Annotated in this window: 28 protein-coding genes and 1 riboswitch; of the genes, 17 read left to right on the top strand and 11 right to left on the bottom strand. The window is 60.5% G+C overall.

From position 1 onward, the window contains the following. Window positions 1-275: 275 nt before the first annotated feature. From DXT77_RS21615 to DXT77_RS21605, 3 genes are all read left to right on the top strand, one after another. Complete coding sequence (locus DXT77_RS21615; RefSeq protein ID WP_119429082.1) at window positions 276-497, top strand: hypothetical protein; 222 nt, start codon at window positions 276-278, stop codon at window positions 495-497. A 221-nt stretch (window positions 498-718) separates the two neighbouring features. Further along, on the top strand, window positions 719-1,075 hold the full coding sequence (locus DXT77_RS21610) for a hypothetical protein (RefSeq protein WP_119429081.1): 357 nt from the start codon (window positions 719-721) through the stop codon (window positions 1,073-1,075). 355 nt (window positions 1,076-1,430) lie between these two features. Next, window positions 1,431-1,790 carry a DUF6124 family protein gene (locus DXT77_RS21605; RefSeq protein WP_114882967.1) on the top strand — a complete coding sequence of 120 codons (360 nt, stop codon included), beginning with the start codon at window positions 1,431-1,433 and terminating at the stop codon, window positions 1,788-1,790. A gap of 47 nt (window positions 1,791-1,837) precedes the next feature. On the opposite strand, the gene DXT77_RS21600 is transcribed toward DXT77_RS21605, so the two are convergent. The 4 genes from DXT77_RS21600 to DXT77_RS21585 all read right to left on the bottom strand — a co-directional run bounded on the left by DXT77_RS21600 (window position 1,838) and on the right by DXT77_RS21585 (window position 5,658). Continuing rightward, window positions 1,838-3,148 carry a glycosyltransferase family 39 protein gene (locus DXT77_RS21600; RefSeq protein WP_119429080.1) on the bottom strand — a complete coding sequence of 437 codons (1,311 nt, stop codon included), beginning with the start codon at window positions 3,146-3,148 and terminating at the stop codon, window positions 1,838-1,840. 334 nt (window positions 3,149-3,482) lie between these two features. Continuing rightward, complete coding sequence (locus tag DXT77_RS21595) at window positions 3,483-4,004, bottom strand: AidA/PixA family protein (RefSeq protein ID WP_119429079.1); 522 nt, start codon at window positions 4,002-4,004, stop codon at window positions 3,483-3,485. A gap of 362 nt (window positions 4,005-4,366) precedes the next feature. Then, window positions 4,367-4,864: a hypothetical protein gene (locus tag DXT77_RS21590; protein ID WP_085731813.1), complete on the bottom strand. Its 498-nt coding sequence runs from the start codon at window positions 4,862-4,864 to the stop codon at window positions 4,367-4,369. Window positions 4,865-5,001: 137 nt separating this feature from the next. After that, window positions 5,002-5,658: an O-methyltransferase gene (locus tag DXT77_RS21585; protein WP_085731814.1), complete on the bottom strand. Its 657-nt coding sequence runs from the start codon at window positions 5,656-5,658 to the stop codon at window positions 5,002-5,004. 111 nt (window positions 5,659-5,769) lie between these two features. Between DXT77_RS21585 and DXT77_RS21580 the strand changes: the two genes are divergently transcribed. Then, window positions 5,770-6,402 carry a TetR family transcriptional regulator gene (locus DXT77_RS21580; RefSeq protein WP_119429078.1) on the top strand — a complete coding sequence of 211 codons (633 nt, stop codon included), beginning with the start codon at window positions 5,770-5,772 and terminating at the stop codon, window positions 6,400-6,402. Here DXT77_RS21580 and mug read toward each other — a convergent pair. The 3 genes from mug to DXT77_RS21565 form a co-directional block, all read right to left on the bottom strand. After that, window positions 6,375-6,884, bottom strand: a complete 510-nt coding sequence (mug, locus tag DXT77_RS21575; protein WP_119429077.1) for a G/U mismatch-specific DNA glycosylase — start codon at window positions 6,882-6,884, stop codon at window positions 6,375-6,377. The two genes, DXT77_RS21580 and mug, sit on opposite strands and share 28 nt — an antisense overlap. Before the next feature lie 319 nt (window positions 6,885-7,203). Next, window positions 7,204-8,097, bottom strand: coding sequence for a pirin family protein (locus DXT77_RS21570; RefSeq protein WP_119429076.1), 894 nt, complete (start codon window positions 8,095-8,097; stop codon window positions 7,204-7,206). An 84-nt stretch (window positions 8,098-8,181) separates the two neighbouring features. Further along, on the bottom strand, window positions 8,182-8,619 hold the full coding sequence (locus DXT77_RS21565) for a DoxX family protein (protein ID WP_119429075.1): 438 nt from the start codon (window positions 8,617-8,619) through the stop codon (window positions 8,182-8,184). A 169-nt stretch (window positions 8,620-8,788) separates the two neighbouring features. Between DXT77_RS21565 and DXT77_RS21560 the strand changes: the two genes are divergently transcribed. The 13 genes from DXT77_RS21560 to arsH all read left to right on the top strand — a co-directional run bounded on the left by DXT77_RS21560 (window position 8,789) and on the right by arsH (window position 19,205). Next, complete coding sequence (locus tag DXT77_RS21560) at window positions 8,789-9,697, top strand: LysR family transcriptional regulator (RefSeq protein WP_119429074.1); 909 nt, start codon at window positions 8,789-8,791, stop codon at window positions 9,695-9,697. 34 nt (window positions 9,698-9,731) lie between these two features. Then, window positions 9,732-9,938: riboswitch (cobalamin riboswitch) on the top strand. Window positions 9,939-10,029: 91 nt separating this feature from the next. After that, window positions 10,030-11,967, top strand: coding sequence for a TonB-dependent siderophore receptor (locus DXT77_RS21555; RefSeq protein ID WP_119429084.1), 1,938 nt, complete (start codon window positions 10,030-10,032; stop codon window positions 11,965-11,967). Then, the gene (locus tag DXT77_RS21550; RefSeq protein WP_114882595.1) at window positions 11,967-12,326 is read left to right on the top strand and encodes a ferredoxin; all 360 of its coding nucleotides are present in this window, start codon (window positions 11,967-11,969) and stop codon (window positions 12,324-12,326) included. The genes DXT77_RS21555 and DXT77_RS21550 overlap by 1 nt, the downstream gene beginning before the upstream one ends. Then, window positions 12,323-13,234: an ABC transporter substrate-binding protein gene (locus DXT77_RS21545; protein WP_119429073.1), complete on the top strand. Its 912-nt coding sequence runs from the start codon at window positions 12,323-12,325 to the stop codon at window positions 13,232-13,234. The genes DXT77_RS21550 and DXT77_RS21545 overlap by 4 nt, the downstream gene beginning before the upstream one ends. Before the next feature lie 119 nt (window positions 13,235-13,353). Then, window positions 13,354-14,391 (top strand): alpha/beta fold hydrolase, encoded by a 1,038-nt coding sequence (locus DXT77_RS21540; protein ID WP_119429072.1) that lies wholly within the window; start codon window positions 13,354-13,356, stop codon window positions 14,389-14,391. A 65-nt stretch (window positions 14,392-14,456) separates the two neighbouring features. Further along, complete coding sequence (locus DXT77_RS21535) at window positions 14,457-14,780, top strand: gamma-glutamylcyclotransferase (RefSeq protein WP_119429071.1); 324 nt, start codon at window positions 14,457-14,459, stop codon at window positions 14,778-14,780. Continuing rightward, complete coding sequence (locus tag DXT77_RS21530) at window positions 14,737-15,459, top strand: phytanoyl-CoA dioxygenase family protein (RefSeq protein ID WP_372238683.1); 723 nt, start codon at window positions 14,737-14,739, stop codon at window positions 15,457-15,459. The genes DXT77_RS21535 and DXT77_RS21530 overlap by 44 nt, the downstream gene beginning before the upstream one ends. A 56-nt stretch (window positions 15,460-15,515) precedes the next feature. Then, entirely contained in the window at window positions 15,516-16,439 is a 924-nt protein-coding gene (locus tag DXT77_RS21525; RefSeq protein WP_119429069.1) for a helix-turn-helix domain-containing GNAT family N-acetyltransferase, read from the top strand. Beyond that, on the top strand, window positions 16,436-16,903 hold the full coding sequence (locus DXT77_RS21520; protein WP_119429068.1) for a metallophosphoesterase family protein: 468 nt from the start codon (window positions 16,436-16,438) through the stop codon (window positions 16,901-16,903). The genes DXT77_RS21525 and DXT77_RS21520 overlap by 4 nt, the downstream gene beginning before the upstream one ends. Before the next feature lie 43 nt (window positions 16,904-16,946). Further along, a complete protein-coding gene (locus DXT77_RS21515) occupies window positions 16,947-17,567 on the top strand; it encodes a LysE family translocator (RefSeq protein WP_119429067.1) in 621 nt (206 codons plus the stop codon). 109 nt (window positions 17,568-17,676) lie between these two features. Next, on the top strand, window positions 17,677-18,024 hold the full coding sequence (locus DXT77_RS21510) for a metalloregulator ArsR/SmtB family transcription factor (RefSeq protein ID WP_119429066.1): 348 nt from the start codon (window positions 17,677-17,679) through the stop codon (window positions 18,022-18,024). A 9-nt stretch (window positions 18,025-18,033) separates the two neighbouring features. Next, window positions 18,034-18,504, top strand: a complete 471-nt coding sequence (locus DXT77_RS21505) for an arsenate reductase ArsC (protein WP_119429065.1) — start codon at window positions 18,034-18,036, stop codon at window positions 18,502-18,504. 11 nt (window positions 18,505-18,515) lie between these two features. Further along, entirely contained in the window at window positions 18,516-19,205 is a 690-nt protein-coding gene (gene arsH / locus DXT77_RS21500; RefSeq protein ID WP_119429064.1) for an arsenical resistance protein ArsH, read from the top strand. Between the two features lie 55 nt (window positions 19,206-19,260). Here arsH and DXT77_RS21495 read toward each other — a convergent pair whose 3' ends face one another. Genes DXT77_RS21495 through DXT77_RS21480 form a run of 4 tightly spaced genes read right to left on the bottom strand, consistent with a single transcriptional unit; the run spans window position 19,261 to window position 25,257 of the window. Continuing rightward, on the bottom strand, window positions 19,261-19,611 hold the full coding sequence (locus tag DXT77_RS21495) for a copper-binding protein (protein ID WP_119429063.1): 351 nt from the start codon (window positions 19,609-19,611) through the stop codon (window positions 19,261-19,263). After that, complete coding sequence (locus DXT77_RS21490; protein ID WP_119429062.1) at window positions 19,608-22,766, bottom strand: efflux RND transporter permease subunit; 3,159 nt, start codon at window positions 22,764-22,766, stop codon at window positions 19,608-19,610. The genes DXT77_RS21495 and DXT77_RS21490 overlap by 4 nt, the downstream gene beginning before the upstream one ends. Then, on the bottom strand, window positions 22,763-24,010 hold the full coding sequence (locus DXT77_RS21485; RefSeq protein ID WP_256663000.1) for an efflux RND transporter periplasmic adaptor subunit: 1,248 nt from the start codon (window positions 24,008-24,010) through the stop codon (window positions 22,763-22,765). The genes DXT77_RS21490 and DXT77_RS21485 overlap by 4 nt, the downstream gene beginning before the upstream one ends. After that, window positions 24,007-25,257, bottom strand: a complete 1,251-nt coding sequence (locus DXT77_RS21480; RefSeq protein ID WP_119429061.1) for a TolC family protein — start codon at window positions 25,255-25,257, stop codon at window positions 24,007-24,009. The genes DXT77_RS21485 and DXT77_RS21480 overlap by 4 nt, the downstream gene beginning before the upstream one ends. Window positions 25,258-25,355 lie beyond the last annotated feature (98 nt).

Raw genomic sequence — 25,355 nt, 5'->3', positions numbered from 1 at the left:
AATACTCGATCCGTTTCGTCGGTAACCACCACAACACTGTTGTTCGAATGCAGGTCTATGCCACAGAATTTCATCACGGCCTCCTACGCAAAAGACTAAGTTCGCACCTTGAATTTTGCGCCACCTCTATGAGGTGGGGAGGCCGGCCAGATGATTCTCAGATTTATTTTCAGACATTAAGTACTTCCTTCTTGAACCATGAAGGCACTGTGATAGCATGCGTCCGCCCCCCCGGAGAGGGGGATTTTTTCTACATCCCGCAAGGAATATGCCCCGTGAAAGACTTCGTCATCAGCGTCAACAACACCGTCCTCTATCTCTCCCTGGCATTCATCTGGTTGGTCGCTGTCGTCGCGATTTTCACCAGCGGGTTCCTCCCGGCGCTGGGTATCTTCGTGGCCGGCACCCTGTGCTGGTGCATCATTTCCGGCTTCTGGTTCGTCCAGTCGGCGACCTACGAAGAACTGCGCAAGTTGAACGCAGCAAATAAAGGCTGAAACGTCAGGGTGGAGCCGTAGTGCACCGCCCTACCCTGAGCGCTTGGTTCCGTGCCAAGCGCCCTCGCCCACCGCGAATGGCTCGCAAAATTCCCGCATTTTCCGAAATCCTGAAAATCCCCCTATTCCCTTTCCGCCAATAAAGCCCACTACTATCTTTCAAGAAATAGCCCCGTCCCCTGTCCTCATCCACTGAGTGGCAGACTTAAGGAGTTTTGGTTTTGGGACATCTTTTGACTGAGCCACAGCTGACCGACGTCAGAGCTGCACTCTCCTGGCCTTTCAACGATTTACCCGTCGAATACGACTATGTAGTGGCAGAGGTCAGAGGCATCGATCCCGACGTACTGTACGAAATCCTTTATTCAGAGGTCGCGCCGGTGTGTTTCACCAACCTTCTGGCCGCTGTGCCCTCGGTATGGACTGGCTTTGATCCCGGCTCACTCAGAATCATGATCGAGCACAGGCTGGCTGCGAGAGAGAGCAACTGGTTTCGCAGGCAATTCGATAAGGCGTTGGTTCGCTGGCTGCAATACAACTACGGCTACATCTGGACGGAGATTTCTTCCAGGCTTTGAGCGGTTAAACAAGCCGCGTTTAAAGCAACCTGCCGTAACTTCCCCAAGGCTACAACGCCTTGCGTCATTGCCTACGACTACGCCAGAATCCGCCGGCTTGTGCGTCTACGACGCGGGTCTTATCGTTTCCCGGTCACTGAAAAACAGTGATGGGGTTTGGTAGCCCCGGATATCGTAGGTTGCATAAGCATCATGATGTGCAGTGTCTGAAAGACTCCGCGTTATGGTGGTCATGCACAGGGCGTCTTCGGGCGCGCCGGTTTCCTATGTCCCGGTCTACCAACCTGAGCATGGCCGCCACCCTTCGTTTGGTAGCGAACGTGACGGCTCCCATTGATGACGTAGGAGTTACACCATGATCAAACCAACACCCAACCCACCCGAAACCGACCCAACCTCCCCTTACGAATTTCCCGATTCGAAGAAATTCCACGACGCCGCCGAGCGTGCTCTGGATCACTACCTCTCCCCGTCTTCCCGGGTGATGTCGTGCTGCATCGATCCCGAGCCGATGTTCCGGGCCAATCCCAAGTACAACACTGAATCCCTGTTGGCCAACGCCAGCGAATCCCTGGGTTCGGCCACCGAGATGTTGAATAACTTTGCGTCCACGCTCGAACCCTCGCATCGCAAGACGGCGTTGGGGATTGCGCAGGTGGTGATGGTCGCCGGGTTGGCGGTGAATCAGGCGCTGGATCACGTCGAAGTGGCGTAAGCGGTCGGTGGCTGTAGAAGCAGTCGATGGCTGCTTCTACATCCGCTTCACCAAAACCAATACGGCAAAAACTTCGGTGTAGGTTCGATCATCAGTTCCAGGTGATAGGTGATCGGATTGAAGAAAAACATGTCCAGTATCAGAAACGCACCGACCCCGAACGACAGCGTCATGAACTCGCGATAAGGATGTTCAGCAAAGTACTCGCGCTTGGCATGATAGAAGCTCAACAGCGCAATCAGTCCCAACCCAGCGCCCAGGTAGTTGGGCTGTAAAGGGACTTCGGCGAAGTTGTTGTAGACCAGCACCGACACCAGCATTCCCAACCCCAGCATGGGCAACTTCAGGCAGAACTTCAGCAAGCCGTTTTTGGCGCGTACGAAAGCGGCTTCCTGGCTGACGAAGAGGTACGCGGCCAGCAGTGAAATGGCCGGGGTGATTGCCAGTATGTAGCGCGCTTTTTTAGAGCTTGGGATCGTGAACAGCACCAGCAGCACCAATAGCCACCCGGTCAGATAGAGCAGCAGGTCGATGTCTTTGTCGCGGGTCGGGCGGAAGAACAGTTTGTACTTCTTCAGGATCACGTTGATGGCGTAAAACACCGTAAAGCCATAGGTAAACAGGCCTGCGGAGAAGTAGAAGTAATAGCGCGGCGCGTGGTCGGAGCCGAAGCGGCCGATGCCCTGCATGTTAAGCACGTCTTCGAGGAACGTTTGCCCCCCTTGCAGGTACGCCGCCCATGCCAGCAGCACAACCCCGGCGGCCAGGATCAGGCCCGACAGGAATGAAAACAGCAGCAACATGCGCCATTGGCGGCTCAGCAAGTAATAAGCCCCGATGACGCAAGCGGGCCCTATCAAACCGATCGGCCCACGAAACGCAAAGCCCAGTGCCAGCCCAACGTACAGAAACGCCAGGCGACGCGGGTCTTTTTTCATTTCGGCTGAATAGGCCACATAGAAGCACATCACCGTAAACAACGCCGGATAGATATCCAGCGCCAGCGAGTTCACGCCGTCGAGAAAGGCCCAGGTCAACAGGCTGAAAAGCACGCCGTACGCGCCCCACCTCTTGCTGTGCAGCGCCCCCAGCCGATAAATGAACACCAGCATCAGGGACGCCGCCACGCAGGACGGAAATCCCATGGAAAGTATCGACACCCGGCCGAACGGCAAGGAAACCAGATAGACCAACAAGGTATTGAGGACCGTGTAGTCGGGATAGGGTTTGAAGTCGTCGGCAATGGGAAACAGCGTGACGCCGTGCAGCAACATGTATTCGGCGAAGTCGACAAAGCGTGTGGTGTAGTTGAGGACAGCAGGTTTGTACTGCAACACCATGAACACGGCCAGTGTCATGAAGAAAATGCTCAGGCATGGATTTCTTGCAATCAATCCTTTCAACATGCCTGCCCGCCAAGTGCGATCTACAACAAGCGGGGCATCAAATCGATCCATCGGTAACCCTTTAGTGAAGTTGTTCTTTTTGGCTGAAATCCTTCAACTCCGGTAGCACTGGAACGTATCGCCCGTTAACCGGAAAGTTGTATTTGAGCCTAGCCCACGAAGGGCACTATTCAAGCATTACGCGCCCCAACATTCCCTGAACGAGATGGATGAAAGACAACAAAAAGCCCGGCCAGAGACTCTCGTCATCGACGAAGAGCCTCTGGCCGGGCTGTGTACTTTTCAGTTACTGGTTATTTACGGTGATGTAGGGGTCCCAGGTGTGGTCGGTACCAATCTGGTTAAGGTCGCGGTCGTACAAGGCGAAGTTGATGGTGTACCACAGTTTGCCTGGATTCAAAGCAGTGGCTTGCCACAGGGAATACGTCACGTCGGTTTTGGAAATGCCGCCGGGAGCCCCCTTGTTCAGGTAGATCACCACACCCGGAACGTTGAAAGTGACCGGTGTCGAGATGGTGCCCTTGTAATCGCCGCCCTGATGAGGGTCGCCGGGCTGGACGTTCTTGATCTGTGCGATGCGGTCGAAGTTGCGCGACAGCGTGGTGGCACGCCAACGGATGTTGTCGCCGGTTTTGACATCGATCCACAGTTCGTTGCCGCCTTCGCCGGTGTTGCCGCTGGCATGTGGATCGACGGCATCGCGCGTCACCAGCATCGAAATCGCTCCGCCGACGTCGTTGGGATGGGCAATCAGGTAATCGGCGTCGATATTGACGAGCACGTCGTAAGTATTGGTCGCACTGGACATTTTGCTGCTCCTTGTTGGAATGGCATGAACGACCGCGCCCGCAAAGGCTGTCCGGCTCATCCGGTCCCTGGATGCGGTCTGCGGAGAACGATAGGAGATGGCTTTATGGTGTCAACGTGCAATCAGTCGACACGAAAAAATCCGTAATGGGTACGGCTTCGGCAAGGCATTGATCCAGGGCTGTTCGAGGCATACGCCCAATCGGACACGAGGTTTTTTCTTACAAGCCAAAGTGCGGGAAACGCACATTCAATATTTGTAACTGTCGTGGAGAACCCAGAGAGCCAACGCAGATTAACGACAGTCAGTACATGATCGGTGTCTTTTAAAAAAACAGCACCAGGAGCGACTCTGTCATTAACTCACTCGGCGTTTTTGTCGCTGCCCTTTATGTTTTCAATCAGGTCAACCACATAGTCCTGATTGAAGCCCGCCACGAATGACCAGAACAGCAACTTGGCGTAGGCCGCATACCCTTCCGCATGCTGGCAAAAAATATCGTTGAAGATCTGCTTCAGACACTGCGGATCTCTGTCTGGAGTGATCACCGGAAACAAATCGCCTCGGATAACACCGGAAAGGAACAACAGATACAAAAGCCCTGCCAGTATCCCGCCGATGAACGAAGGCAGTATCAACGCAAACCATGAACGGGAGAGGTTTTCGATTTCCGGGTCGGTGAGTGCTGACAACCGTCTGTGAAACCCTACATAGCCGCCGATATTCCCGGCAATACAGACGATAAACGGCACTTTGTAGTCAGGCAGGCTGTAAGTGACGGCAATCGCCAGCGCCAGCAAGGCGATGAACAGCCAGAATATGCGCTTCCAGATGATGTTGAGGTCTTCCTGACGATTCATGATCAACTCCTTGATCGCGACCCTGTGAGGACTACTCAAACGATAGCCCAATCCGGTCGCGCGCACGGAAGATCGAACCGAAAAAACGCCTTGAGGGTGCGCTGCTGAATCCACGCGCACCCTCGCAGCGACTGGTGTCAGCCCAGGCGCATCGACACTTCGATGTCATCGGCAAACGGCACGCTGAGGTAGCCGTTCTTTGGCGAGCGCACGTGGGCCAGGTATTCCGGGCAGTAGTCAGTGTTGTCAGCGATCACCAGCGCACCCGGGCGCAGTTGTTTTTCCACCTGGCTCAACACATCGCCATACAACGCCTTGGCGCCATCGAGCAGAAGCAGATCGACGGTGTCCGGCAGGCCGCTCGCCAGGGTCACCAGCGCGTCGCCCTCGCGAATTTCGATCAGGTCACTGACCCCGCCCTCTACGAAGTGGTGCCGCGCCAGCTCGACTTTCGATGGTTCGAATTCGCTGCCGATCAGCACTCCACCGCCGTTGTCCCGAAGGGCCGCCGCCAGGTGCAAGGTCGACAGGCCGAACGAGGTGCCGAACTCGACAATGGCTTTGGCCTTGATGCTGCGGGCGAGCATGTACAGGAGTTTGCCGGTATCCCGGGAGACAGGTAGCCACAGGTCTTTGAGCATTCCATAGAGTTCGCGGTATTCGGTTTTACTGTGCATCAGGCGGTCGCGCTCGGCGTCGGACACGGAGTTCAGTACCGGGCTGGTGGCAGCGCTGGCCTGGGTGTAGAGGCGTTCGATCAGGGTGGCCAGAGGCTCGGCGGTCAAAGTCGTCATGGTGGTTTTCCGTGGGTTGAGGGCTAAAATGCGAATGATTCGTCGCATTCAATGATGCGAGCGAATGGCCCCGTTCGCTATTCGCATTCCCTCTTCACGCCCGAGCCGCCCATGACCGATCGCCAGACTGCCCGTATTTCCTCACGCAAACAGCCGCAGCAGGCGCGTTCTACCGAACTGGTTTCGGCGATTCTCGAAGCGGCTATTCAGGTTTTGGCCAAGGAAGGTGCGGCCCGTTTCACCACGGCACGGGTTGCGGAGAAGGCCGGGGTGAGTGTCGGATCGCTGTATCAGTACTTCCCGAACAAGGCAGCGATTCTGTTCCGGTTGCAGAGCGATGAATGGCTGCAGACTACGCAGATGCTGCAGCGGATCCTCGACAATCGAGAGGCGCCGCCACTGGATCGTCTGCGCACGCTGGTGCATGCATTTATCCGTTCGGAGTGCGAGGAAGCGCAGATGCGCGGTGCCTTGAGCGACGCGGCGCCGCTGTATCGCGATGCGCCGGAGGCCCATGAAGTGCGGGCGACGGGCAAACGCACCTTTGAGGCGTTCATGGTTGAATTGTTGCCCGAGGCCAGCGAGTCGACCTGCGTTCAGGCCTGTGATCTGATCCTGGCTACGCTCAGCTCGGTCGGGAAGGATTTTTCACTGAGCCCGCGCACCAACGAGGAGATCACGGCCCGTGCCGATGCGATGGCAGAGATGTTTCGGGCTTACCTGGTTTCGCTGGATACCAGATAAAGCTGTCGATACGCCGTCACCAGCTGATCCTGATTGAACGCGAGATTGCGGCCGCTGGGGTTGGGCAGGATCCACACCTTCGCCCCGCCGAACGTCTTGTCCTGCGCGCCCCATTCAAGCGCCTTATTACCGGACAACCCGGCATAGGCCGCCTTGCCGAGAAACGCCACATAACGCGGCGCGTAGCGTGTGATCTTGCGCTCGAAGTCGACCGCCGCTGCTTTGAACTCCTGCGCCGACAGCTGATCCGCCCGTGCCGTCGGCCTTTCCACCACGGCAGTCAGCCCGCAGTGGTAATGCAGGATCGAGCGATCGTTTTCCGGGGCCACTTCAACAGGCGTGAACCCGGCCAGATGCAACGTACGCCAGAACCGATTGCTGCGCCCGGCAAAGTGATGCCCCTGCTCCGCCGCCAACAGGCCGGGATTGATCCCGCAGAACACCACGGACAGGCCTTCGGTCAGGATGTCTTCAAGCCCCATTTCCGTCCTTTTTGATCACCAATTTCTCAGCACAAACAATCAATTTGATTTTGATCGCATGAAACAACACATCACACCGTCAGGCTACAAGAACTTGAGCAAAAACCTACAGATGCGCCAGAAGGCACTGGCTTGTAAGGCAGGTCCTCAGGCTTTAACTTTCCTTGTCACTGCTCATTGCAGTGATCAATCCCGCCCAAGGCAGTAAGCCGTCCTAATCATCCAGGACGAGCCAAACCCTTGGGCGTTTTTTTGAGCGCCTCATAGTGGCTTCGAATCCAGAGCTATTGCCTGTTCAAACTCTCTGACCAGATCTGGATTACTTGAACACCGGCACCACCCCATCCGCCTGCTTGAGATACTCGCGCAACCGCCCGCCGATTTCCGCGATCTTCGCTTCGCCCTCTCGCAAGGCCTGCGGGTTGGTGTGCACGGAGTAGTTGCCCAATGCCAGATCGTAGGGATGAGGCTGCGCCGAGCCGACCACAAACACCGTGCCATCGCGCAGGGCCTTCAGGGTAACGGCACCGTTGCCCGGCTCGAAAACGGCCATTTCGCCGGCGCTGACCAGATCAGGTGTTGCCAGCAATCCACGGCTGACGCTCAGCCATAACGACTCGTGGCCTTCGGGTGGCGTGTAAGTCCAGGTTTCGCCGGCATTCAGCGTGACCAACAGATAATTGATACCGGCGGGTGCCCGCACCGGGCTTTGCACGCCTTGATGGACGCCGAGAATCACCCGCGCCGGCCCCGTTTCGGGCATCGCAGCGGACTCCAGATACTGGCTGTCGACACTGGCGTTCTCCAGCTCCGGCGGCAAAGCCACCCACAGTTGAAAACCCTGTATCCACTGCGAAGTGCCGACCGACATTTCCTTGCCGTGCCAGACCCCGCCGCCCGCGCGCATCCACTCGACACCGCCGTAATCGATCATGCCCTTGCCCGATCCGACGTCCTCGAAACGCAGGTTGCCTTCGGTAATCACCGTCACGGTAGCGATCCCCGAGTGCGGGTGCATCGGCATGTTGTGAATGAACGAGGCCTCGCCTTCGAACAGGTCGAGGAACACGAAGGGTTTGATCAACTGGCCCAGATCCGAAGGGCTCATCAGCCGCACGATCGAGCCGTGTCCGCTGCCGCTGGTGCGGTAACGCAGAGTGCGGTGAGTGACAGGTTCGCGGGTGTAGCCGGAGAGGTGTTGCTGAACGGTCATGATGATTACTCGATTCTGATGCGGGGAACGGCCAACAAACGGCAAAGCGCCGCGAGGGAACCTGTCCCTCGCGGCGCCCGGCTTTCAGCGGCGACGGGCGTCGAGGCTGAAGCGACCGGCACCGAAGGCCACGACTTGCAGCAGGCCGCCGGCCATGGCGATGTTCTTGAAGAAGTGGATGAACTGGTTCTGGTCAGCCAGCGCATTGTGGAAGGCCAGTGCGGTGAACACGCTGAACGCGGCCAGCACAGCGGCGACAGTGCGAGTGCGGTAGCCGGCGATCAGCGCCAGGCCACCACCGATTTCGACGATGATTGCCAGCGCCAGCGCCACTTGCGGCAGCGGCAGCCCTACCGAGCCGATGTAGCCGATCATCATGGCCGGCGCGGCCAGTTTGGAGAAACCGGAGAGGATGAAAATCACGCTGAGCAAGACGCGGCCGATCAAGGCAGCCGAGGCTTGTTTGGTGTCGGAAGCGTTCTGTACAGCAGTTGCTTGAGCGATGTTTGCAGAAGTAGCCATGGGAGTATTCCTTCAATGGGGGTCCGGTTCGACTTGAACCGTCCGGATGAAGAAATGTTGCGCCTCGGCAGCTCATCTGAATAGCCGACTAATTTAGATCGTTACGTTCGATAAAATAGGTAAGCTGTTCACCCAGTAAAGGCCTCCATGGCGACTCAAGGACACCGACATGATCTCCGACCCCGGCACACCGACACTCGATCAACTGCGGGTCTTTCTCACCGTCGTCGAAGTCGGCAGCTTTGCCGCCGCCGCGCGCAAGCTCCACCGGGCGACCTCGGTCATCAGCTACTCGATCGCCAACCTTGAGATGCAACTGGGCGTCACCCTGTTCGATCGCGAAACCACCCGCAAGCCGCAACTCACCGATGCCGGCCGCACCGTGCTGGCCGAGGCCCGGACCATCGCCAACGGGGTGCATGGCTTGCGCGCCAAGGTCAAAGGCCTGCTGCAGGGGCTGGAGGCTGAAGTGCATGTGGTGCTCGACGTGATGTTGCCCGCCGAGCGCGTGGTCGACGCGCTGAAATCCTTTCGCGAGGAATTCCCCACTGTTGCCCTGCATCTGCACATTGAAGCGCTCGGTGCTGTGACCGAGTTGGTGATCAATCAGGGCGCGGTGGTCGGTGTCAGCGGGCCGATGAATGACGGCATCAACGGCATCGAAAGAATCGGCATCGGCAGCGTCGAGCTGATTCCGGTGGCGGCGCCGAATCATCCTTTGGCGACCGCTGAAGGCAATGCTCCCGGTGCCGGACGTGAGCACACGCAACTGGTGCTGTCGGATCGCTCGGTGCTGACCAAGGACAAGGATTTCGCCGTACTCAGCAACCGCACCTGGCGCCTGGCGGACCTGGGCGCCAAGCACATGCTGCTGCGCGAGGGTATCGGCTGGGGCAACATGCCCCGGCCGATGATCCAGGAAGATCTGGATACCGGCCGACTGGTGCAACTGGATCTGCCGGAATACACCAGCGGGCAATACACCTTCGACGCGATCTACCGCACCGATGTGCCACCGGGGCCGGCGGCGCGGTGGTTGATCGAGCGTTTCGTTCAGCAGAATACGCGCGAGGCTTGATCCGGCAAGTTGACGAGCGCTCACCCGAGTGTTCAGATGCCGCCCTGTTTCAGGTGTCCCATGCCGCCGCGCATGGGGTGAAACGGGAAACCGGTGCGTTCGTTTCGAACCAGTCCGGTGCTGCCCCCGCAACGGTAGGCGCGTGATGCTTTCGACACACCACTGTGGCCAGACGGCCATGGGAAGGTGAAAGCGTCCAGACGCGCGAGCCCGGAGACCGGCCTGAATTGCTGTTTGGCAAACTCCTGCGGTGGGCGGGCATGGGCCGGTGTCGGCGTGTGTGCGATGCCTTCTCCTGCATGCTCTTCTGCGAAGATCCTTTCGAGAAGACGATGATCAAACCTTTCAACACCAAGGCTCCATCCCTGTTGTTCGGCTGCCTGTTCAGCCCCCTGTTGCTGGCCGATGACGCACCGCTTGAACTCACTCAGCAAATCGTTTCCGCGCCGTCCGTGGAGTCCACCACCGTCGCCGACATGGCGCAGTTCGGCAGCAAGGTCGAGATCGTCACCCGCGAGCAGATCGAACGCGCCGGCCCCGGTGCCGATGTCAGCCGCGTGATGCAGATGTTCATTCCCGGCCTGTACGTCGCGCCGAAAAACGGCCCGTTCGACTACGGCACCTATTCCCTGCTGGGCGGGCGCAACGATGACACGCTGATCCTGCTCGACGGCGTGCGCCTGAACAATCGCCTGTACGGCGGCCTGTACCTGGACACCCTGCCGGCCAACGCCATCGAACGCATCGAAGTGCTCAAGGGCGGGCAGAGCCTGCTGTTCGGCACGCAAGCCGTGTCCGGCGTGATCAACATCGTCACCCGCAGCCCGCAGAGCCGCAAAGCCTCCGGCGAAGTGAACATGGGCGTGGATACGTTCGGTGGCACCACCGAGGATGCGCGGGTCGAAAACATCTTCACCAACGGTTTCGGCGACCTGGGCCTGCTGGCTTACGTCAGCCATAACGTTTCGGACGGCTATCAGCCGTTTCGCAATCGCGACATCAGGAACAGCAGCGAAAAGGACCGCGCCTACGAAGTCACGACCTTCGGCGCCAAGGCGATTCAGTCCTTTGCCGATGACGCGCGCCTGGAACTGTTCTACCAATACGCCGACGCCAACCTCGACTTCGCCCGCCCGGTGGACAACCACAAGACCACCAACGACCGCGTCCAGCAGATCGCCACGGCGACCTTCGAACAGAACGTCAATGAACGCCTGAGCTACTTCGTCAAAGGCCACATCAACGACTGGGACACCCGCTACACGCGCATCAACAACACGTCCGATGGCGGTGTAAAAACCATCAACCACAACGACTACTGGGGCTTCACCGACTGGGACGTGCAGGCCGAAGGCAAGGCCGAGTTGCCCGGCGGCCATGTGCTGGTGTTCGGTACGGACAACCAGTGGTTCAAGGGCCAGGACGATGTGCTGATCATCGACAACGACAAAGCCGAAGCCCACGCTTTCTACACCCAGTTGCGTCCGAAGATGGACGCCCTGCCCGACTGGCACCCGAGCATCGGCATCCGCCACGAAGCCATGAGCGGCGGCGACAGTGCCACGGTCGGCATGCTCACTTCGCTGTACGACCTCAATGAAAACTGGTCTGTTCGTGGGCAGTACGGCACGGCCTACAAACTGCCGAACGCCGAGCAATTGTTCGTCAACGAACCGGGTGATGAACTGGGCAACCGTAACCTGAAACCGGAGAAAAGCCGCAACGCCGAACTCGGTCTCGATTACAAAGGCTTGCTGATCGACCGTGAGTTCAGCGCCAGCGTCACCCTGTTCAAACGCAAGATCGACGACCTGATTACCCTCGATGACATTCAGTGGGTCAATGGCCAGGGGCAGATCCAGATGCGTGGTTTCGAGGCGGACGCGAAACTGGCGCTCAACGAGCAATGGAGCCTGCAGGCGGACATGACCCGCAACCTCACTGAGTCGCGCGCGGGGGTGACGATCAACGATGTACCGAGCTTCTTCGCCCGTTCGCGCATTGGTTACGAGTCGGTTGACCGGATGTGGGGCGCTGGCGGTGCGATCCGCTATATCCGCGATGTGATCAGCTCGAAACAGGTCGAGTACGGCCATTATTCGGTGGTGGACGCTGACGCTTATCGCTATCTCGATGGCGCCCATCAGCATCGCCTGAGCCTGCTGGTGGAAAACCTGTTCGACCGCGATTACGTCACCAGCCGCTCGAACAATGTCGACAACCTCGGACGGCCGTTCACCTCCGAAGTGCGCTACACGTACCGTTTCTGATGGCTGACATCATCACCACCGACGGCGTCGATTCGCACCCGGACTGGTCGCACGTGCCCGAGCATGCGCGCCATGTGTTCCTCTGCACCGGCCCGCGATGCACCCAGCGCGGCGCCTTGCAGCTATGGAAAACCCTGCGCCGGCACTTGCTCGCCCATGACCGCATCGAGACGCCGGGCGGGGTTTTGCTGACGCGTACGCACTGTCAGTTTCCGTGCAATCTCGGGCCGGTCATGACGGTGTATCCGGAAACCTGCTGGTACGGCGTACGCAGTCACGCCGATGCGCAGCGACTGGTCGAAGTGCATCTGGTGGGTGGCGAAGTGGTCGAGGATCTGCTGATCAAGGAGCGCTCGTGAGAAGGCTGATCTTTCTGGCCGGTGCCCTGCTTTGCGGTTCTCCGGCTTTGGCAGATGACTACCGCAATTGTGGCGAGACCTGGCACCTGCCGGCGTCGCCACCGTCGCGGATTGTTGCGCTCAATCAGCATGCAGCCGATCTGGTCTTGGCGTTGGGCGCAGGCTCGGCGCTGGCGGGCGTGGCCTATCTGGATGATACCGGCGCGCCTCAGACCGAGTACTTCGGCGTGCCAGTGATCTCGCACCGCTATCCGTCGAGCGAAGTGTTGTACGCGCTGAAACCGGATCTGATGGTGGGTGGATTTGCGACAGCGTTCGGCAATGGCGTGACGTCACGCAGCGGACTGGGGCGCAACGGCGTGGCTTCGTATTTGCTGGAGTCAGCCTGCAACGGACACTCCCTGGACTACTTTGAACACATCCGCAACGACCTCTCGACCCTCGGTGCCTTGCTGCACCGACAGCAGCGCGCTCGTGAACTGAGCGATGCGATGGATGCCGATCTGGAAAAGGCCAAGGCTTTAACCCGCCCGGGCAGGCCGCTGTCAGTGTTCTACCTCGACAGCGAGGTCAACGGTCTCGACAGTGAAGGCCGGCGCGGTTTCGTCACCACTCTGCTGACCGCCGCCGGCGCGCGAAACCTGTTCGCCGATATCAACCAATACCGTGTGACCGTCAGCCGCGAAACCCTGCTCGCCAGTGATCCGGACGTGATCCTGCTGGCCGACGCGCAATGGTCGCCAGCCAGTCGCAAACGTCAGTTGCTGATGCAGGACCCGGTGCTGTCGACCCTGCGTGCTGTGCGTGAGAACCGGATGATCGATATTCCGTTTACGCATCTGTTGCCGACGGTGGGCAGTGGCCGAGTGGCGCTGGAGTTGGCAGAGCGGCTCAGGGCCTTACATTGAACTTCACCGAGAGAGTTACTCGAAACGGCAATAAATGACGAGACGGTTATCCCGAGAGACTGGTAGAACGTCTGGACGAGCGTCCCGTTTGCTCACTTTGATCAAGGAAGATAAAAACAATGAAAATAGCTTTCGGCATCCTGCTACTGGTCTGCCTTTCGACCAACGCAAACGCTGACGAAACCCCCATCGGTTTTCGGACCGCCACACTGCCGGACGCGCAAAACGACCGTCCGCTGGAGATGGTCGTCTGGTATCCCGCCAAGACTACCGCCACCCCGCAGTTGATTGCCGACGATATTGTGTTCGTCGGGACGTCCGCCGTGCGCGATGCACCACCAGCTGCCGGTGAGCATCCGTTATTGGTACTCTCGCATGGTTACCGAGGGAACTGGAGCAACCAGGCATGGCTGGCCACCGCATTGGCCCGACAAGGTTACATCGTGGCGGCGGTCAACCATCCCGGCACCACAACTCATGACCGCAGCCCGCAGGCCGCTGCACAGTTGTGGCAACGACCTGCCGACATCAGCCGCGTTATCGATGCAGTGACCGCTCAGCCCGAGCAACTGGGCGCCGTTTCGATGCGTCGAATTGCGGTAGCCGGCCATTCACTCGGCGGCTGGACCGCCCTCGAAATCGCCGGTTCACGTTTCGATCCCGAGCGTTTTGCGAAGGACTGCGCAGCCCATCAAAAACTCGCCAGTTGCTCCGTCTACAAGACGATCAACGTCGCCGACACGCCAGAATCGAAGAGCCGGATGAGCGCGGACTTGAGCGACAAACGCGTCAGCGCGATCGTGTCACTGGACCTCGGCCTGTCACGCGGGATGACCGATGCAAGCCTCGCCGCGTTACCGGTCCCGACACTGGTGATTGGCGCTGGTGTGCCGTCTGAAGACCTGCCCGCCCAACTGGAGTCGGCCAATCTTGCCAAGCGGCTGCCTTCGGCATCGTCGCAGTATGTCGAGATCAGCGACGCCAGCCATTTCAGCTTCATGGCAGCGTGCAAGCCAGGCGCAGTGGCGTTGCTGGAAGAAGACTCACCAGGTGACGGCATCATTTGCGGGGATGGTGGCGGCCGTTCGCGTGAGGTGATCCAGCAACAGGTTGTGGCATTGATCGACGGGTTTCTGAACCGGTCACTTCCCAACTGATGGCGGTGTTGCCTGCGCATTCGTGATACGTCAGGATCCCTCCTTTTTGATCGTCAGGAGCAATCGTGGAACGTCTCTTCGTTTATGGAACCCTGGGCCCCGGCCGACCGAATGAACATGTGATGCTCAACATCGGCGGCACCTGGCAGGCGGCCTCGCTGAAGGGGCGCTTGTCGCACGCCGGCTGGGGTGCGGCGATGGGCTTTCCCGGTCTGGTGATTGCCGACGATGGCGACGTCATTGAAGGCTTTGTGTTCTCTTCCGAAAATTTCCCTCAGCACTGGACGGCGCTCGATGAGTTTGAAGGGGCCGAGTATCAGCGGGTTTTGACCAAGGTGACTCTGGATGACGGGACGGCAACGGATGCATGGGTCTACGCCCTGCGCTAGGCAACTTCACCAAGACGGCTATGCCCTGCTGCGCCGGGCAATCCCGGCTGCATGGCTGGCCGGACTTCGGAACACGTTCGACTCCGGAGTAAGGCCCTCAAGCGAATGGCCCGTACCTCGGGGAGTCGATTGGCGCCATTCGCTGCTGGACACTGACCCGACCGTTCAGGCCGTGTGCCGGTTGCCACCATTGCTGGCGGTGGCGGGCGAATTGATTGGCGAGCGCTTCTTCCTCTCCCAGGTGGAGGGCCGCGAGCCGCTTGCCGGTGGCGGTCATCAACAATTGCACCGCGACTTGTCGGCGCAACGTCCCGGCGACACCGCTGTCGCGCTGGTCTACCTCGACGATTACGGCCCCGACAACGGCGCAACCCGCATCGTCCCCGGCAGCCATCGCCCTGAACTCGGCGAGCCGCCATTCGATTTCACTGACGAAACCCGCTCGGTTCAGCTTTCCGGCAGTGCCGGCGACATTCTGATATTCGATGCCGACCTGATCCACGCAGGCAGCTTGAACCCGACCGGCGCACGCCGTCGCACGTTGCTGATCACTTACTTTTCGGAAACGCTCTATGCATCACACCTGAAAACGGTGGGTCTCAGAAACATTCGAATGGACACCAGCGAAAGGTTCGACCCGGCAGGGTTTGCCCTGAAAGAGGCTGAGCAATTCATTTGACTTGATTGCCTTGAGCAACTATATAGTTGCTCAAGGCAACCATTCGAGCACATGCCATGTCCGCGACCCCACTGATCGAACGCGCCGACATCGTCCGGCAATTCAACCGCTTCTACACCCACCAGATCGGCGTTCTGCAGGAACACCTGCTGCAAAGCGACTACTCCCTCACCGAGCTGCGCATCCTCTACGAACTGGCCTCCGGCGGCGATCTGACCAGCGCCGACCTGCGCCAGATGCTGGGCCTGGACGCGGGCTACATGAGCCGGATCATCAGCGGCTTCGACAAAAAAGGCCTGATCCAGAAAGTCCCCTCTGCCACCGACGCCCGCGCGAGCCAATTGCACATCACCGACCTCGGCCGCGAAATCCTCGCCCCGCTGGAACAGGCCTCGCGGCAGGAAGTCATCACCCTGCTCGAACGCATGGCCGAGCCGCAGCAGCTGCAATTGATCGAGTCCATGAGGCAGATCCAGAGCTTGCTGGAGGGAGGCAAACCGACGACCTATCTGCTGCGGGCCCCGCAACCCGGCGACATGGGGCTGGTGGTACAGCAACAAACCGTGATCTACACCCGCGAATACGGCTGGAACTGGGAGTTCGAAGCGCTGGTCGCCGAGATCGTCGCCAAGTACCTGCGCGAATTCGACCCTGCCAGCGAGCGCTGCTGGATCGCGGAAAAAGACGGCAAAGTGGTGGGTTCGGTGTTTGTCATCCGGCACGACGAAACCACGGCAAAACTGCGCATGCTGTTTGTGGACGCCAGCGCTCGGGGGTTGGGGATCGGCAATCGGCTGGTCGAAGAGTGCCTGCGCTTTGCCCGGGATGTCGGCTATAAAAAGATGATTCTGTGGACGACCAGCAATCTGGTAGATGCGCGCAAATTGTATCAGCGGGCGGGGTTTGAACTGGTTGAAGAAGAACCGATTCACAGCTTCGGGAAGGAGCTGGTGAGTCAGACGTGGGCGATTGATTTGTGAAAACCGGCATCATCTCCGACACCCACAACCTCCTGCGTCCGCAAGCATTGACTGCGCTGGAAGGCTGCGACCGGATCATCCACGCCGGCGATATCGGCAACCCGGACATTCTCACCCGACTGGCTGAAATCGCTCCCGTGCATGTCGTACGCGGCAACAACGATTTGAACATTCAGTGGGCCAGCGACATCTCCGATCTCCTGATCTTCGATCTGAATGGCTGGCAAGCCCTGCTCGTCCATGATATCGCCGATGTTCCTGCCGATCTCGATTCGCAGATCAGGCTCGTCATCACCGGCCATTCGCACAAACCGCTTATCGAATGGCGCGGTCATCGGCTCTACGTCAATCCCGGCAGCGCCGGCCCCCGACGTTTCAAACTACCGGTCACGCTGGCGATCCTTGAGATACAGCCCGACACCATCGAACCCCGTCTCATCTCCCTGCTGGATCCCCCCGCCTGAAACCGCTACCGTTCCCCCATCCAGAACAGGGAACCCACCCGCCATGTCCATCGCCGACAACCTCCTCGCTTTCACCTTCGCTGCCACGCTGTTGACCCTGACACCCGGCCTCGACACCGCGCTGATCCTGCGCACCGCCACCGTCGAAGGCAAACAGCAGGCCTTGCGTGCTGCGCTGGGCATCAACGCCGGTTGTCTGTTGTGGGGCGCGGCGGTGGCGTTCGGGCTGGGGGCGTTGATTGCTGTGTCGGAGGTGGCCTACAACCTGCTGAAGTACTGCGGTGCGGCGTATCTGGCGTGGCTCGGGTTGAACATGCTGCTGCGCCCTCGCCGCTCGCTGGCGCCCGCCGAAACCAACGGCAAGCCGGGAGGCAACTGGTTCTTGAAGGGCATGTTGGGCAACTTGCTCAATCCCAAGGTGGGGATTTTCTACGTGTCGTTCCTGCCCCAGTTCATTCCGCAAGGGCAGCCGCTGGTGCCGTGGACTTTCGGGTTAGTGAGCATTCATGTGGTGCTGGGATTGATCTGGTCGCTGGTGCTGATTGGCGCGACGCAGCCGCTGTCGGGGTTTCTGCGCCGCGAGAAGGTGATTCGCTGGATGGATCGCACCACCGGGGTGATTTTCGTGCTGTTTGCCGCGCGGCTGGCCTTCAGCAAGCGGTAAGCCGCCCAACGCCTTCTATCGACGCGTGCAGTTTCATCAACTCAAGCGCTTGCCCTACACATATGGATATCCGTATATTCAAAACCCCATATGTATTCAGGGCACGTTCATGCTCACCCCCGACACCGTTTTCAAATGCCTCGCCGACGAAACCCGCGCCCGGGCCACGCTGCTGATCACCCGTGAAGGCGAGTTGTGCGTCTGCGAGCTGGTCTGCGCCCTCGACGACAGCCAGCCGAAAATCTCCCGTCATCTGGCACAACTGCGCACCTGCGGCCTGCTGCTGGATCGCCGTCAGGGCCAGTGGGTGTATTACCGACTGAATCCGCAGTTGCCGGAATGGGTGCGCGAGATGTTACAGACCACTCTCGCCGCCAACACCGGGTGGCTGGAAGAAAACAGCGCGCGGCTCGCCGCCATGGGCGATCGCCCGCTCAATACATCCGCCTGCTGCTGAGGACCGATCATGCGCGTTCTATTCATGTGCACCGCCAACAGCTGCCGCAGCATTCTGTCCGAAGCGATGTTCAATCACCTGGCGCCGCAAGGTTTCGAGGCAGTCAGCGCCGGCAGTTTCCCCAAAGGCCAGGTGTTGCCGCGCAGCCTGACCACGTTGCAGGAGGCCGGCATTTCCATCGCCGGCTTGAGCAGCAAGGGCAACGGTGCCTTCGAAAACAATCCGCCGGATATTGTCATCACCGTGTGCGACAAGGCCGCCGGCGAAGCCTGCCCGGTGTACTTCGGCCCGGCCCTGAAAGCCCATTGGGGGCTGGAGGATCCGTCGGAAGTGCATGGCGATGAGACCGCTATCAGCGCAGCCTTCCACGCCACCCTCGCCCGGATCGAAACCCGCTGCCGGGCCTTCCTCGCCCTGCCCTTCGCCGAACTCGACCGCGCTGCCCTCAAGCGCGAGCTCGACCGCATCAGCCTGCTGTGACCGGAGCCGTCATGACCGACCTGCCCAATCTCGACCCATCACTGATTCAGAAAACCGCCCGCGACGACGGCCTCCACAAGCCACGCATCCTGTTGCTCTACGGCTCGACCCGCCCACGCTCGTTCAGCCGCTTGCTGGTGGAGGAAGCCGCCCGGCTGCTGGAGCACTTCGGCGCCGAAACGCGGATCTTCAATCCGTCGGGCCTGCCGCTGCCGGACGATGCGCCCGGTGATCATCCGAAAGTCCAGGAGTTGCTTGCGCTGATGCAATGGTCCGAAGGCCAGGTCTGGTGCTCGCCCGAACGTCACGGCGCGATGTCGGCGGTGTTCAAGGCGCAGATCGACTGGGTGCCGCTGGCGCTTGGCGCAGTACGCCCGACCCAGGGCAAGACATTGGCGGTGATGCAGGTCTGCGGCGGTTCGCAATCGTTCAACGTCGTCAATCAACTGCGGGTGCTGGGCCGCTGGATGCGCATGTTCACCATCCCCAATCAATCGTCGGTGCCCAAGGCGTATCTGGAGTTTGACGAAGGCAACCGCATGAAGCCTTCAGCGCTGTACGACCGGGTGGTCGACGTGATGGAGGAACTGGTGAAGTTCACGCTGCTGTTGCGCGACCGCCCGGACCTGGTGGACCGCTACTCGGAGCGCAAGGAGTCGGCGGAAGAACTGATGCAGCGGGTCAATCAGCGCTCGATCTGAAAACCCGAATAAAAACCGGCGCGATGGTTCACGCCGGTTTTTTTACGTCACACGCTTACTTGTTGATCGACACGATGGTCGCCTTGCTGCCCTCCATCCGGAACGAAAACTTCACCCGGTCGCCCACCGCCAACCCGGACAACTGCTCCTGAGTCGCCGCAAAGCCCATGGTCATCGGCGGCCACTGCAACGCCGCAACGGCGCCATGTGCAATGGTCACGATGTGCTTCGTGGCATCGATGGCCTTGATCGTGCCCTCGGCATTCGCGGCAGGTGCCTGTTGTGTGGCGGACTGCAGTTGCATGCCCTGCATGTCGTCCATCTTCATGCCGGGCATGTCTTCTGCCTGCACAGTAAAAGCGAACGCAATCAGCGTGCCGGCAAAGGTGATCGGGATCAGTTTCATGAGGTTTTTCCTTCAGGTGGGAGGGTTTCAACGGACAAGTGACGGCGGCGCATCAATCGATACGCCGCCGGGATGACGAACAGGGACAACAGGGGTGCCGTGACCATGCCGCCGACCATGGGCGCAGCGATGCGGCTCATGACTTCGCTACCGGTGTCGCTACCCAGCAGGATCGGCAACAGGCCGGCGATGATCACGGCCACGGTCATGGCTTTGGGGCGCACGCGCTGCACGGCGCCTTCGCGAATCGCCGCGACCAATCCGCGCTCGGTGTGGTCGCCGCCGTCTTCGCGCTCGGCCCAGGCGTTTTTCAGATAGAGCAGCATGATTACGCCGAACTCGGCGGAGACCCCGGCCAGTGCAATGAAACCGACACCAGTGGCGACCGAAAGGTTGTAGCCCAGCAGATAGAGAAACCACGCACCGCCACTCAGGGCGAACGGCAACGTGGCCATGATCAGCAGCGCCTCGTCGAAGCGGGCGAAGGTCAGGTAGAGCAGCACGAAGATGATCAGCAACGTGGCCGGCACCACCAGTTTCAGGCGAGCGTTTGCCCGTTCGAGAAACTCGAACTGCCCCGAGTAACTCAGGCTCATGCCGGGCTGCAATCTCACCTGCTCGCTGACCGCTCGACGCAAGTCACCCACCACCGAAGCGATGTCCCGCCCGCGCACATCGATGTACACCCAGCCGGACGGTCGGGCGTTTTCGCTCTTGAGCATCGGCGGGCCGTCCGTGACCCGGATTTTCGCCAGCATGCCGAGGGTGACCAGACTGCCCGAAGGCGTGTAGATCGGCAGTTGCTCCAGGGCGCCGGGCGAATCGCGCCACTCTCTCGGGTAACGGATGTTGATCGGGAAACGTGCCAGTCCCTCAATGGTTTCCCCGACATTCTCGCCACCGATGGCTCCCGCGACGATGGACTGTACATCGCTGATGTTCAGCCCGTAGCGGCCGGCGGCGTTGCGGTCGATGTCCACGTCGATGTAACGACCGCCAGTCAGGCGCTCGGCCAGCGCCGAACTGACGCCGGGCACGTCTTTGGCCACACGCTCGACGGCCTGGGCCACCGCATCGATGCGGGCCAGATCGTTGCCGGCGACCTTCACGCCGATGGGGCTCTTGATCCCCGTGGCGAGCATGTCGATGCGGTTGCGGATCGGCGGAATCCAGATGTTGGTCAGTCCCGGCACGCGAACTACGCGGTCCAGTTCTTCCACCAGTTTTTCCGGGGTCATGCCCGGGCGCCATTGCTCGTGGGGCTTGAACTGGATCGTGGTTTCGAACATCTCCAGCGGTGCCGGGTCGGTGGCGGTTTCGGCGCGACCGGCCTTGCCGAACACATGCTCGACCTCTGGCACGGTCTTGATCAGGCGGTCGGTCTGCTGCAGCAATTGCGCGGTTTTTTGCGCTGACAAACCCGGCAAGGCCGACGGCATGTACAGCAGATCGCCCTCGTCCAGCGGCGGGAGAAACTCGCCACCGAGCCGCGAGACCGGCCACGCCGCACTGATGAACACCAGCAGCGCCATCACCAGCGTGAACTTCGGTCGGCGCAACACCGCATCCAAGGCTGGCTGGTAGATCCGGATCAGCCAACGGTTGAGCGGATTGTGGCGTTCATCCGGAATCCGTCCGCGAATCCAGTAGCCCATCAGCACCGGCACCAGCGTCACCGACAACCCCGCTGCCGCCGCCATGGCGTAGGTCTTGGTGAACGCCAGCGGGCCGAACAACCGTCCTTCCTGAGCCTGCAAGGTAAACACCGGGATGAACGACAGCGTGATGATCAACAGGCAGAAAAACAGCGCCGGCCCGACCTCCGCCGCCGCGTCGGTCATCACCTGCCAATGGCGTTCGCCCTTGAGCTCCTGCCCCGGATTGGTGGCGTGCCACGCCTCGATCTTCTTGTGCGCGTTTTCGATCATCACCACGGCGGCATCGACCATCGCGCCGATGGCGATGGCAATCCCGCCCAGCGACATGATGTTGGCGTTCAGCCCCTGATGACGCATGACGATGAACGCAATCAGCACACCCACCGGCAACGAGATGATCGCCACCAGCGACGAACGCAGGTGCCAGAGAAAGATCCCGCACACCAGCGCCACAACGATGAACTCTTCGAGCAGTTTGTGGCTGAGATTGTCCACGGCGCGGTCGATGAGTTTGCTGCGGTCGTAGGTGGTGACGATCTCCACGCCGGGCGGCAGGCTGCTTTTCATGTCATCGAGCTTGGCCTTGACCGCCGCGATGGTCTCCCGGGCGTTCTTGCCGCTGCGCAAGACCACCACACCACCGACGGTTTCGCCCTGACCGTCCAGTTCTGTGATGCCTCGGCGCATGTCCGGTCCGGTCTGGATCGTCGCGACATCACCCAGGGTCACCGGCACCCCGCCGGCGCCGAGTTTGAGCGGGATCGCCCGGAAGTCATCGAGGGTTTTCAGGTAGCCGGACGCGCGCACGATGAACTCGGTCTCGGCCATTTCCAGCACCGCACCGCCGGTTTCCTGATTGGCCTTGCCGATGGCTTCACGCACCTGCGCCAGGGTGATGCCGAGGCTGGCCAGTTTTACCGGATCGGGCTGCACCTGATACTGCTTGACCATGCCGCCGAGGGTGGCGACTTCGGCGACGTTGGGCAGGGTCTTGAGCTCGAACTTGAGGAACCAGTCCTGCAACGCGCGCAACTGCGCCAGATCGTGCTGGCCGCTGCGATCCACCAGCGCGTACTGATAGATCCAGCCGACCCCGGTGGCATCCGGACCCAGCGCCGGTCTGGCACTGGCCGGCAGGCGACTCTGGATCTGGCTCAGGTACTCCAGCACCCGCGAGCGCGCCCAGTATTGATCGGTGCCGTCCTCGAACAGCACGTACACAAAGCTGTCACCGAAAAACGAATAGCCGCGCACGGTTTTCGCCCCCGGCACCGAGAGCATGGTGGTGGTCAGCGGGTAGGTCACCTGGTTCTCGACGATCTGCGGCGCCTGTCCGGGGTACGGCGTGCGGATGATCACCTGCACATCGGACAAATCCGGCAGTGCATCGATCGGCGTGCTTTGCACCGACCACACACCCCAACCGGTGATGAACAGCGTCGCCAACAGCACCAGAAAACGGTTGGCCACGGACCAGCGAATCAGCGCGGCAATCATGGCTGACTCCCCGAGGCTTGACCCTCCGTCGCCAGCGGCGCGGCGACGATGCCCTTCAGGCTGGCTTCGGAGTCGAGCAGGAACTGGCCAGAGGTCACGACCTTCTGCCCTTCTTCCAGGCCTTGGAGGATCACCGTTTTGCCGTCGCTTTCCTCACCAAGTCGCACCTCCACCGGGCGATAATGCCCCGCGTCCTCGGCCAGCATGACCAAGGCCCGCTTGCCGGTGCGGATCACCGCTTCGCTCGGCACCCACAGGCTGTCCTGCCCGGTCGAGCGGTTCAGCCGTACTTGAGCGGTCATCCCCGGACGCAAGCGACCCTCGCCGTTGGCCAGTTCGACCCGCACGCGCAGGGTGCGGCTGTCCGGGTTGGTGTCCGGCAGAATCGCGCTGACCTTGCCGTTGAACACGGTGCCGGGAAACGCCGGCAATCGTGCTTCGATGGCTTGCCCTTCGCTGATGGAACCGGCCTGTGCTTCCGGCACCGCAACAGCCAGCCAGACACTGCTAAGCCCGTTGATCCGCGCCAGCGTTTCACCGCTCGCCACGGTCATGCCGGTGCGCACGTTGAGCTCCTGCACCACGCCGCCCACCGGGCTGGTGACGGTGAGGTTCGGCTGAACCTTGCCACTGCGTTCCACCTGGGTAATCAGGCTCGATGGCATGCCGGTCAGTTGCAGTCGTTGGCGCGCCGCCAAAATCAGCTCCCGGTCGCCGCTGCGCTTGAGGGCCAGAAACTCGGTCTGCGCTGCAGCCCAGTCCGGTACGAGAATGTCCGCCAACGGCGCCCCCGCCACCAGCACATCCCCCGGCGCCCGGGCGTAGACCCGTTCGACAAAACCGCTGGTGCGGGTCTGGATCACCGCCACATCGCGCTCGTTGAACGCCAGCACACCGGTCACATCGAGGCTGGAGGAAAACCGCCCGCGCGCAACCGTTGCCGTGCGCAGCCCCAGATTCTGGGTCAGGCCCGGATCGATGCTCACCGTCGCATTGCCTGCGCCTTCGCTGGCGTATCGCGGCACCAGTTGCATATCCATGAAGGGCGACTTGCCCGGTTTGTCGAACTTCTGCTGCGGGTACATCGGGTCGTACCAGTACAGGGCCTTGGGTTCGCCACCCTGCTCCGCAGTTGCGCCGGTTACGCCAGGCATGCGCTGATAAGCCACGCCGTAGCCCGCAGCAACACCCACCGCAAGGGCGAGGCCGGCCAGCCAGAAGCTGTTGCGTTTTGGTAGGTTCACAGGCTGCTCTCCCCATAAGCGAAATGCAGACGCGCAGCGGTCAGTGCGCGCTGTTCTTCCACGTCGATCTGTTTGAGGCGCGCCTCGATGAGTTCGCGGCGGGCGCCGACCACGGCGTTCAGATCGCCCTTGCCGGCGCGATAACTGGCCAGACTCAGCTCGACCTTCTCTTTGGCCAGCGGCACCAGGCTTTGCTGGTTGCGCAGCACCGCCCGGTCGAGGCGCGCATAGTCGGCCAGCTCGTTTTCCAGTTGTTCGGTGTGCTCGAGGGACAGGGCTTCGCGCTCTGCTTCGATCTGACTGAGTTCAGCCTGACGGGCGGCGATCTTCGGGTTTTGCCGCGATTCGGGAAACAGCGGCAGGTCCCAGGAAAACTGCACGCTGACCATGTCGCCGAATTCGCGGTTACGGTGCTGGTAATCCACTTCCCAGCTCCAGTCGGACTTTTTCTCGGACACGGCTTCCTGCACCTTCGCCTGCGCTTCGCGGGCCATGGGCGCAAACGCGGCCAGTTCCGGATGGTGTTGCAGTTGATGATTGAAGGTGGCGGGCTCGACCGACCATTGCGGCAGGCTGCCTTCGGGCTTGTCGTTGGCAGCGGTGCCGATCCAGCGTTTCAGCGCCGCCCGGGCCTGGGTGCGTTCCAGCGTCAGGTTGTCTTCTTGCTCGGCCAGTCGGGCGGCTTCCTGCTTCGGTGTCACCGCGTCCGCAGGTTGCGCCCGGCCACCGGCGATCTGCGCCCGCAGGGTATCGGTCAGCAGGCGGTTTTCCTTGTAGAAGTCCTGAAGCAGCGCCTGTTTGCGCTCCACCGAATAGCTGCCGATCCACGCCAGCGCCGTGGCCTGTCGGACTTTCAGACGTTCGACGCGACGTTCCGCCGCCGCGCGCTCGACGCCCGCCTCGGCAACCTCGATGCGCGCCTTGCGCTTGTCGCCGTTGGGCATGTCCTGGCGCCAGCCGACCATTTGCATGGTCATGAAGTCCTTGTCGAGGCTGTAGCGGTCCGGGCCACCCACGGGATAGTTCTGCACGCCCAGCACCAGTTTCGGATCGGGCAACTCCCCTGCCGGGATGGCAGCGCTGCTGGCGGCCTGGATTTTTGCATCTTGAGCGTTCAGCGACGGCGCGTTGGTTTCCGCCAGCCGCAGCGCTTCATCGAGTGTCAGCGCGGCGGCGAAACCCGGCCACGCGAGCACGCTTGCCGCAAGGCCGGCCGCGAAGGGCCAACCTGTGCACTTGAGTTTCATGTTTACGATTCCTGTGATCGTCCGCTGTGCGCGGCGTAAAACACGCGCACAGCCAATCCACTCCGCCTCGGCGGAATGAGTTTTCAAGGGAGACAGGA

This window comes from Pseudomonas sp. 91RF (genome assembly GCF_003576265.1).
GTDB lineage: Bacteria > Pseudomonadota > Gammaproteobacteria > Pseudomonadales > Pseudomonadaceae > Aquipseudomonas > Aquipseudomonas kribbensis.
The sequence above is the reverse complement of the archived record's forward strand: the minus strand, read 5'-3'. Positions and strand labels throughout refer to the sequence as shown.

Excerpts from the sequence above, each read along its gene's own strand:
- DXT77_RS21505 (WP_119429065.1), top strand. The coding sequence starts at position 18,034 with ATGCGCGTTCTATTCATGTGCACCGCCAACAGCTGCCGCAGCATTCTG.
- arsH (WP_119429064.1), top strand. The coding sequence starts at position 18,516 with ATGACCGACCTGCCCAATCTCGACCCATCACTGATTCAGAAAACCGCC.
- mug (WP_119429077.1), bottom strand. The coding sequence starts at position 6,884 with ATGGGGCTTGAAGACATCCTGACCGAAGGCCTGTCCGTGGTGTTCTGC.
- DXT77_RS21540 (WP_119429072.1), top strand. The coding sequence starts at position 13,354 with ATGAAAATAGCTTTCGGCATCCTGCTACTGGTCTGCCTTTCGACCAAC.
- DXT77_RS21560 (WP_119429074.1), top strand. The coding sequence starts at position 8,789 with ATGATCTCCGACCCCGGCACACCGACACTCGATCAACTGCGGGTCTTT.
- DXT77_RS21495 (WP_119429063.1), bottom strand. The coding sequence starts at position 19,611 with ATGAAACTGATCCCGATCACCTTTGCCGGCACGCTGATTGCGTTCGCT.
- DXT77_RS21595 (WP_119429079.1), bottom strand. The coding sequence starts at position 4,004 with ATGTCCAGTGCGACCAATACTTACGACGTGCTCGTCAATATCGACGCC.
- DXT77_RS21525 (WP_119429069.1), top strand. The coding sequence starts at position 15,516 with ATGTCCGCGACCCCACTGATCGAACGCGCCGACATCGTCCGGCAATTC.
- DXT77_RS21490 (WP_119429062.1), bottom strand. The coding sequence starts at position 22,766 with ATGATTGCCGCGCTGATTCGCTGGTCCGTGGCCAACCGTTTTCTGGTG.
- DXT77_RS21480 (WP_119429061.1), bottom strand. The coding sequence starts at position 25,257 with ATGAAACTCAAGTGCACAGGTTGGCCCTTCGCGGCCGGCCTTGCGGCA.
- DXT77_RS21565 (WP_119429075.1), bottom strand. The coding sequence starts at position 8,619 with ATGGCTACTTCTGCAAACATCGCTCAAGCAACTGCTGTACAGAACGCT.
- DXT77_RS21530 (WP_372238683.1), top strand. The coding sequence starts at position 14,737 with ATGACGGGACGGCAACGGATGCATGGGTCTACGCCCTGCGCTAGGCAA.
- DXT77_RS21590 (WP_085731813.1), bottom strand. The coding sequence starts at position 4,864 with ATGAATCGTCAGGAAGACCTCAACATCATCTGGAAGCGCATATTCTGG.
- DXT77_RS21555 (WP_119429084.1), top strand. The coding sequence starts at position 10,030 with ATGATCAAACCTTTCAACACCAAGGCTCCATCCCTGTTGTTCGGCTGC.
- DXT77_RS21605 (WP_114882967.1), top strand. The coding sequence starts at position 1,431 with ATGATCAAACCAACACCCAACCCACCCGAAACCGACCCAACCTCCCCT.
- DXT77_RS21580 (WP_119429078.1), top strand. The coding sequence starts at position 5,770 with ATGACCGATCGCCAGACTGCCCGTATTTCCTCACGCAAACAGCCGCAG.
- DXT77_RS21570 (WP_119429076.1), bottom strand. The coding sequence starts at position 8,097 with ATGACCGTTCAGCAACACCTCTCCGGCTACACCCGCGAACCTGTCACT.
- DXT77_RS21510 (WP_119429066.1), top strand. The coding sequence starts at position 17,677 with ATGCTCACCCCCGACACCGTTTTCAAATGCCTCGCCGACGAAACCCGC.
- DXT77_RS21585 (WP_085731814.1), bottom strand. The coding sequence starts at position 5,658 with ATGACGACTTTGACCGCCGAGCCTCTGGCCACCCTGATCGAACGCCTC.
- DXT77_RS21515 (WP_119429067.1), top strand. The coding sequence starts at position 16,947 with ATGTCCATCGCCGACAACCTCCTCGCTTTCACCTTCGCTGCCACGCTG.
- DXT77_RS21550 (WP_114882595.1), top strand. The coding sequence starts at position 11,967 with ATGGCTGACATCATCACCACCGACGGCGTCGATTCGCACCCGGACTGG.
- DXT77_RS21600 (WP_119429080.1), bottom strand. The coding sequence starts at position 3,148 with ATGACACTGGCCGTGTTCATGGTGTTGCAGTACAAACCTGCTGTCCTC.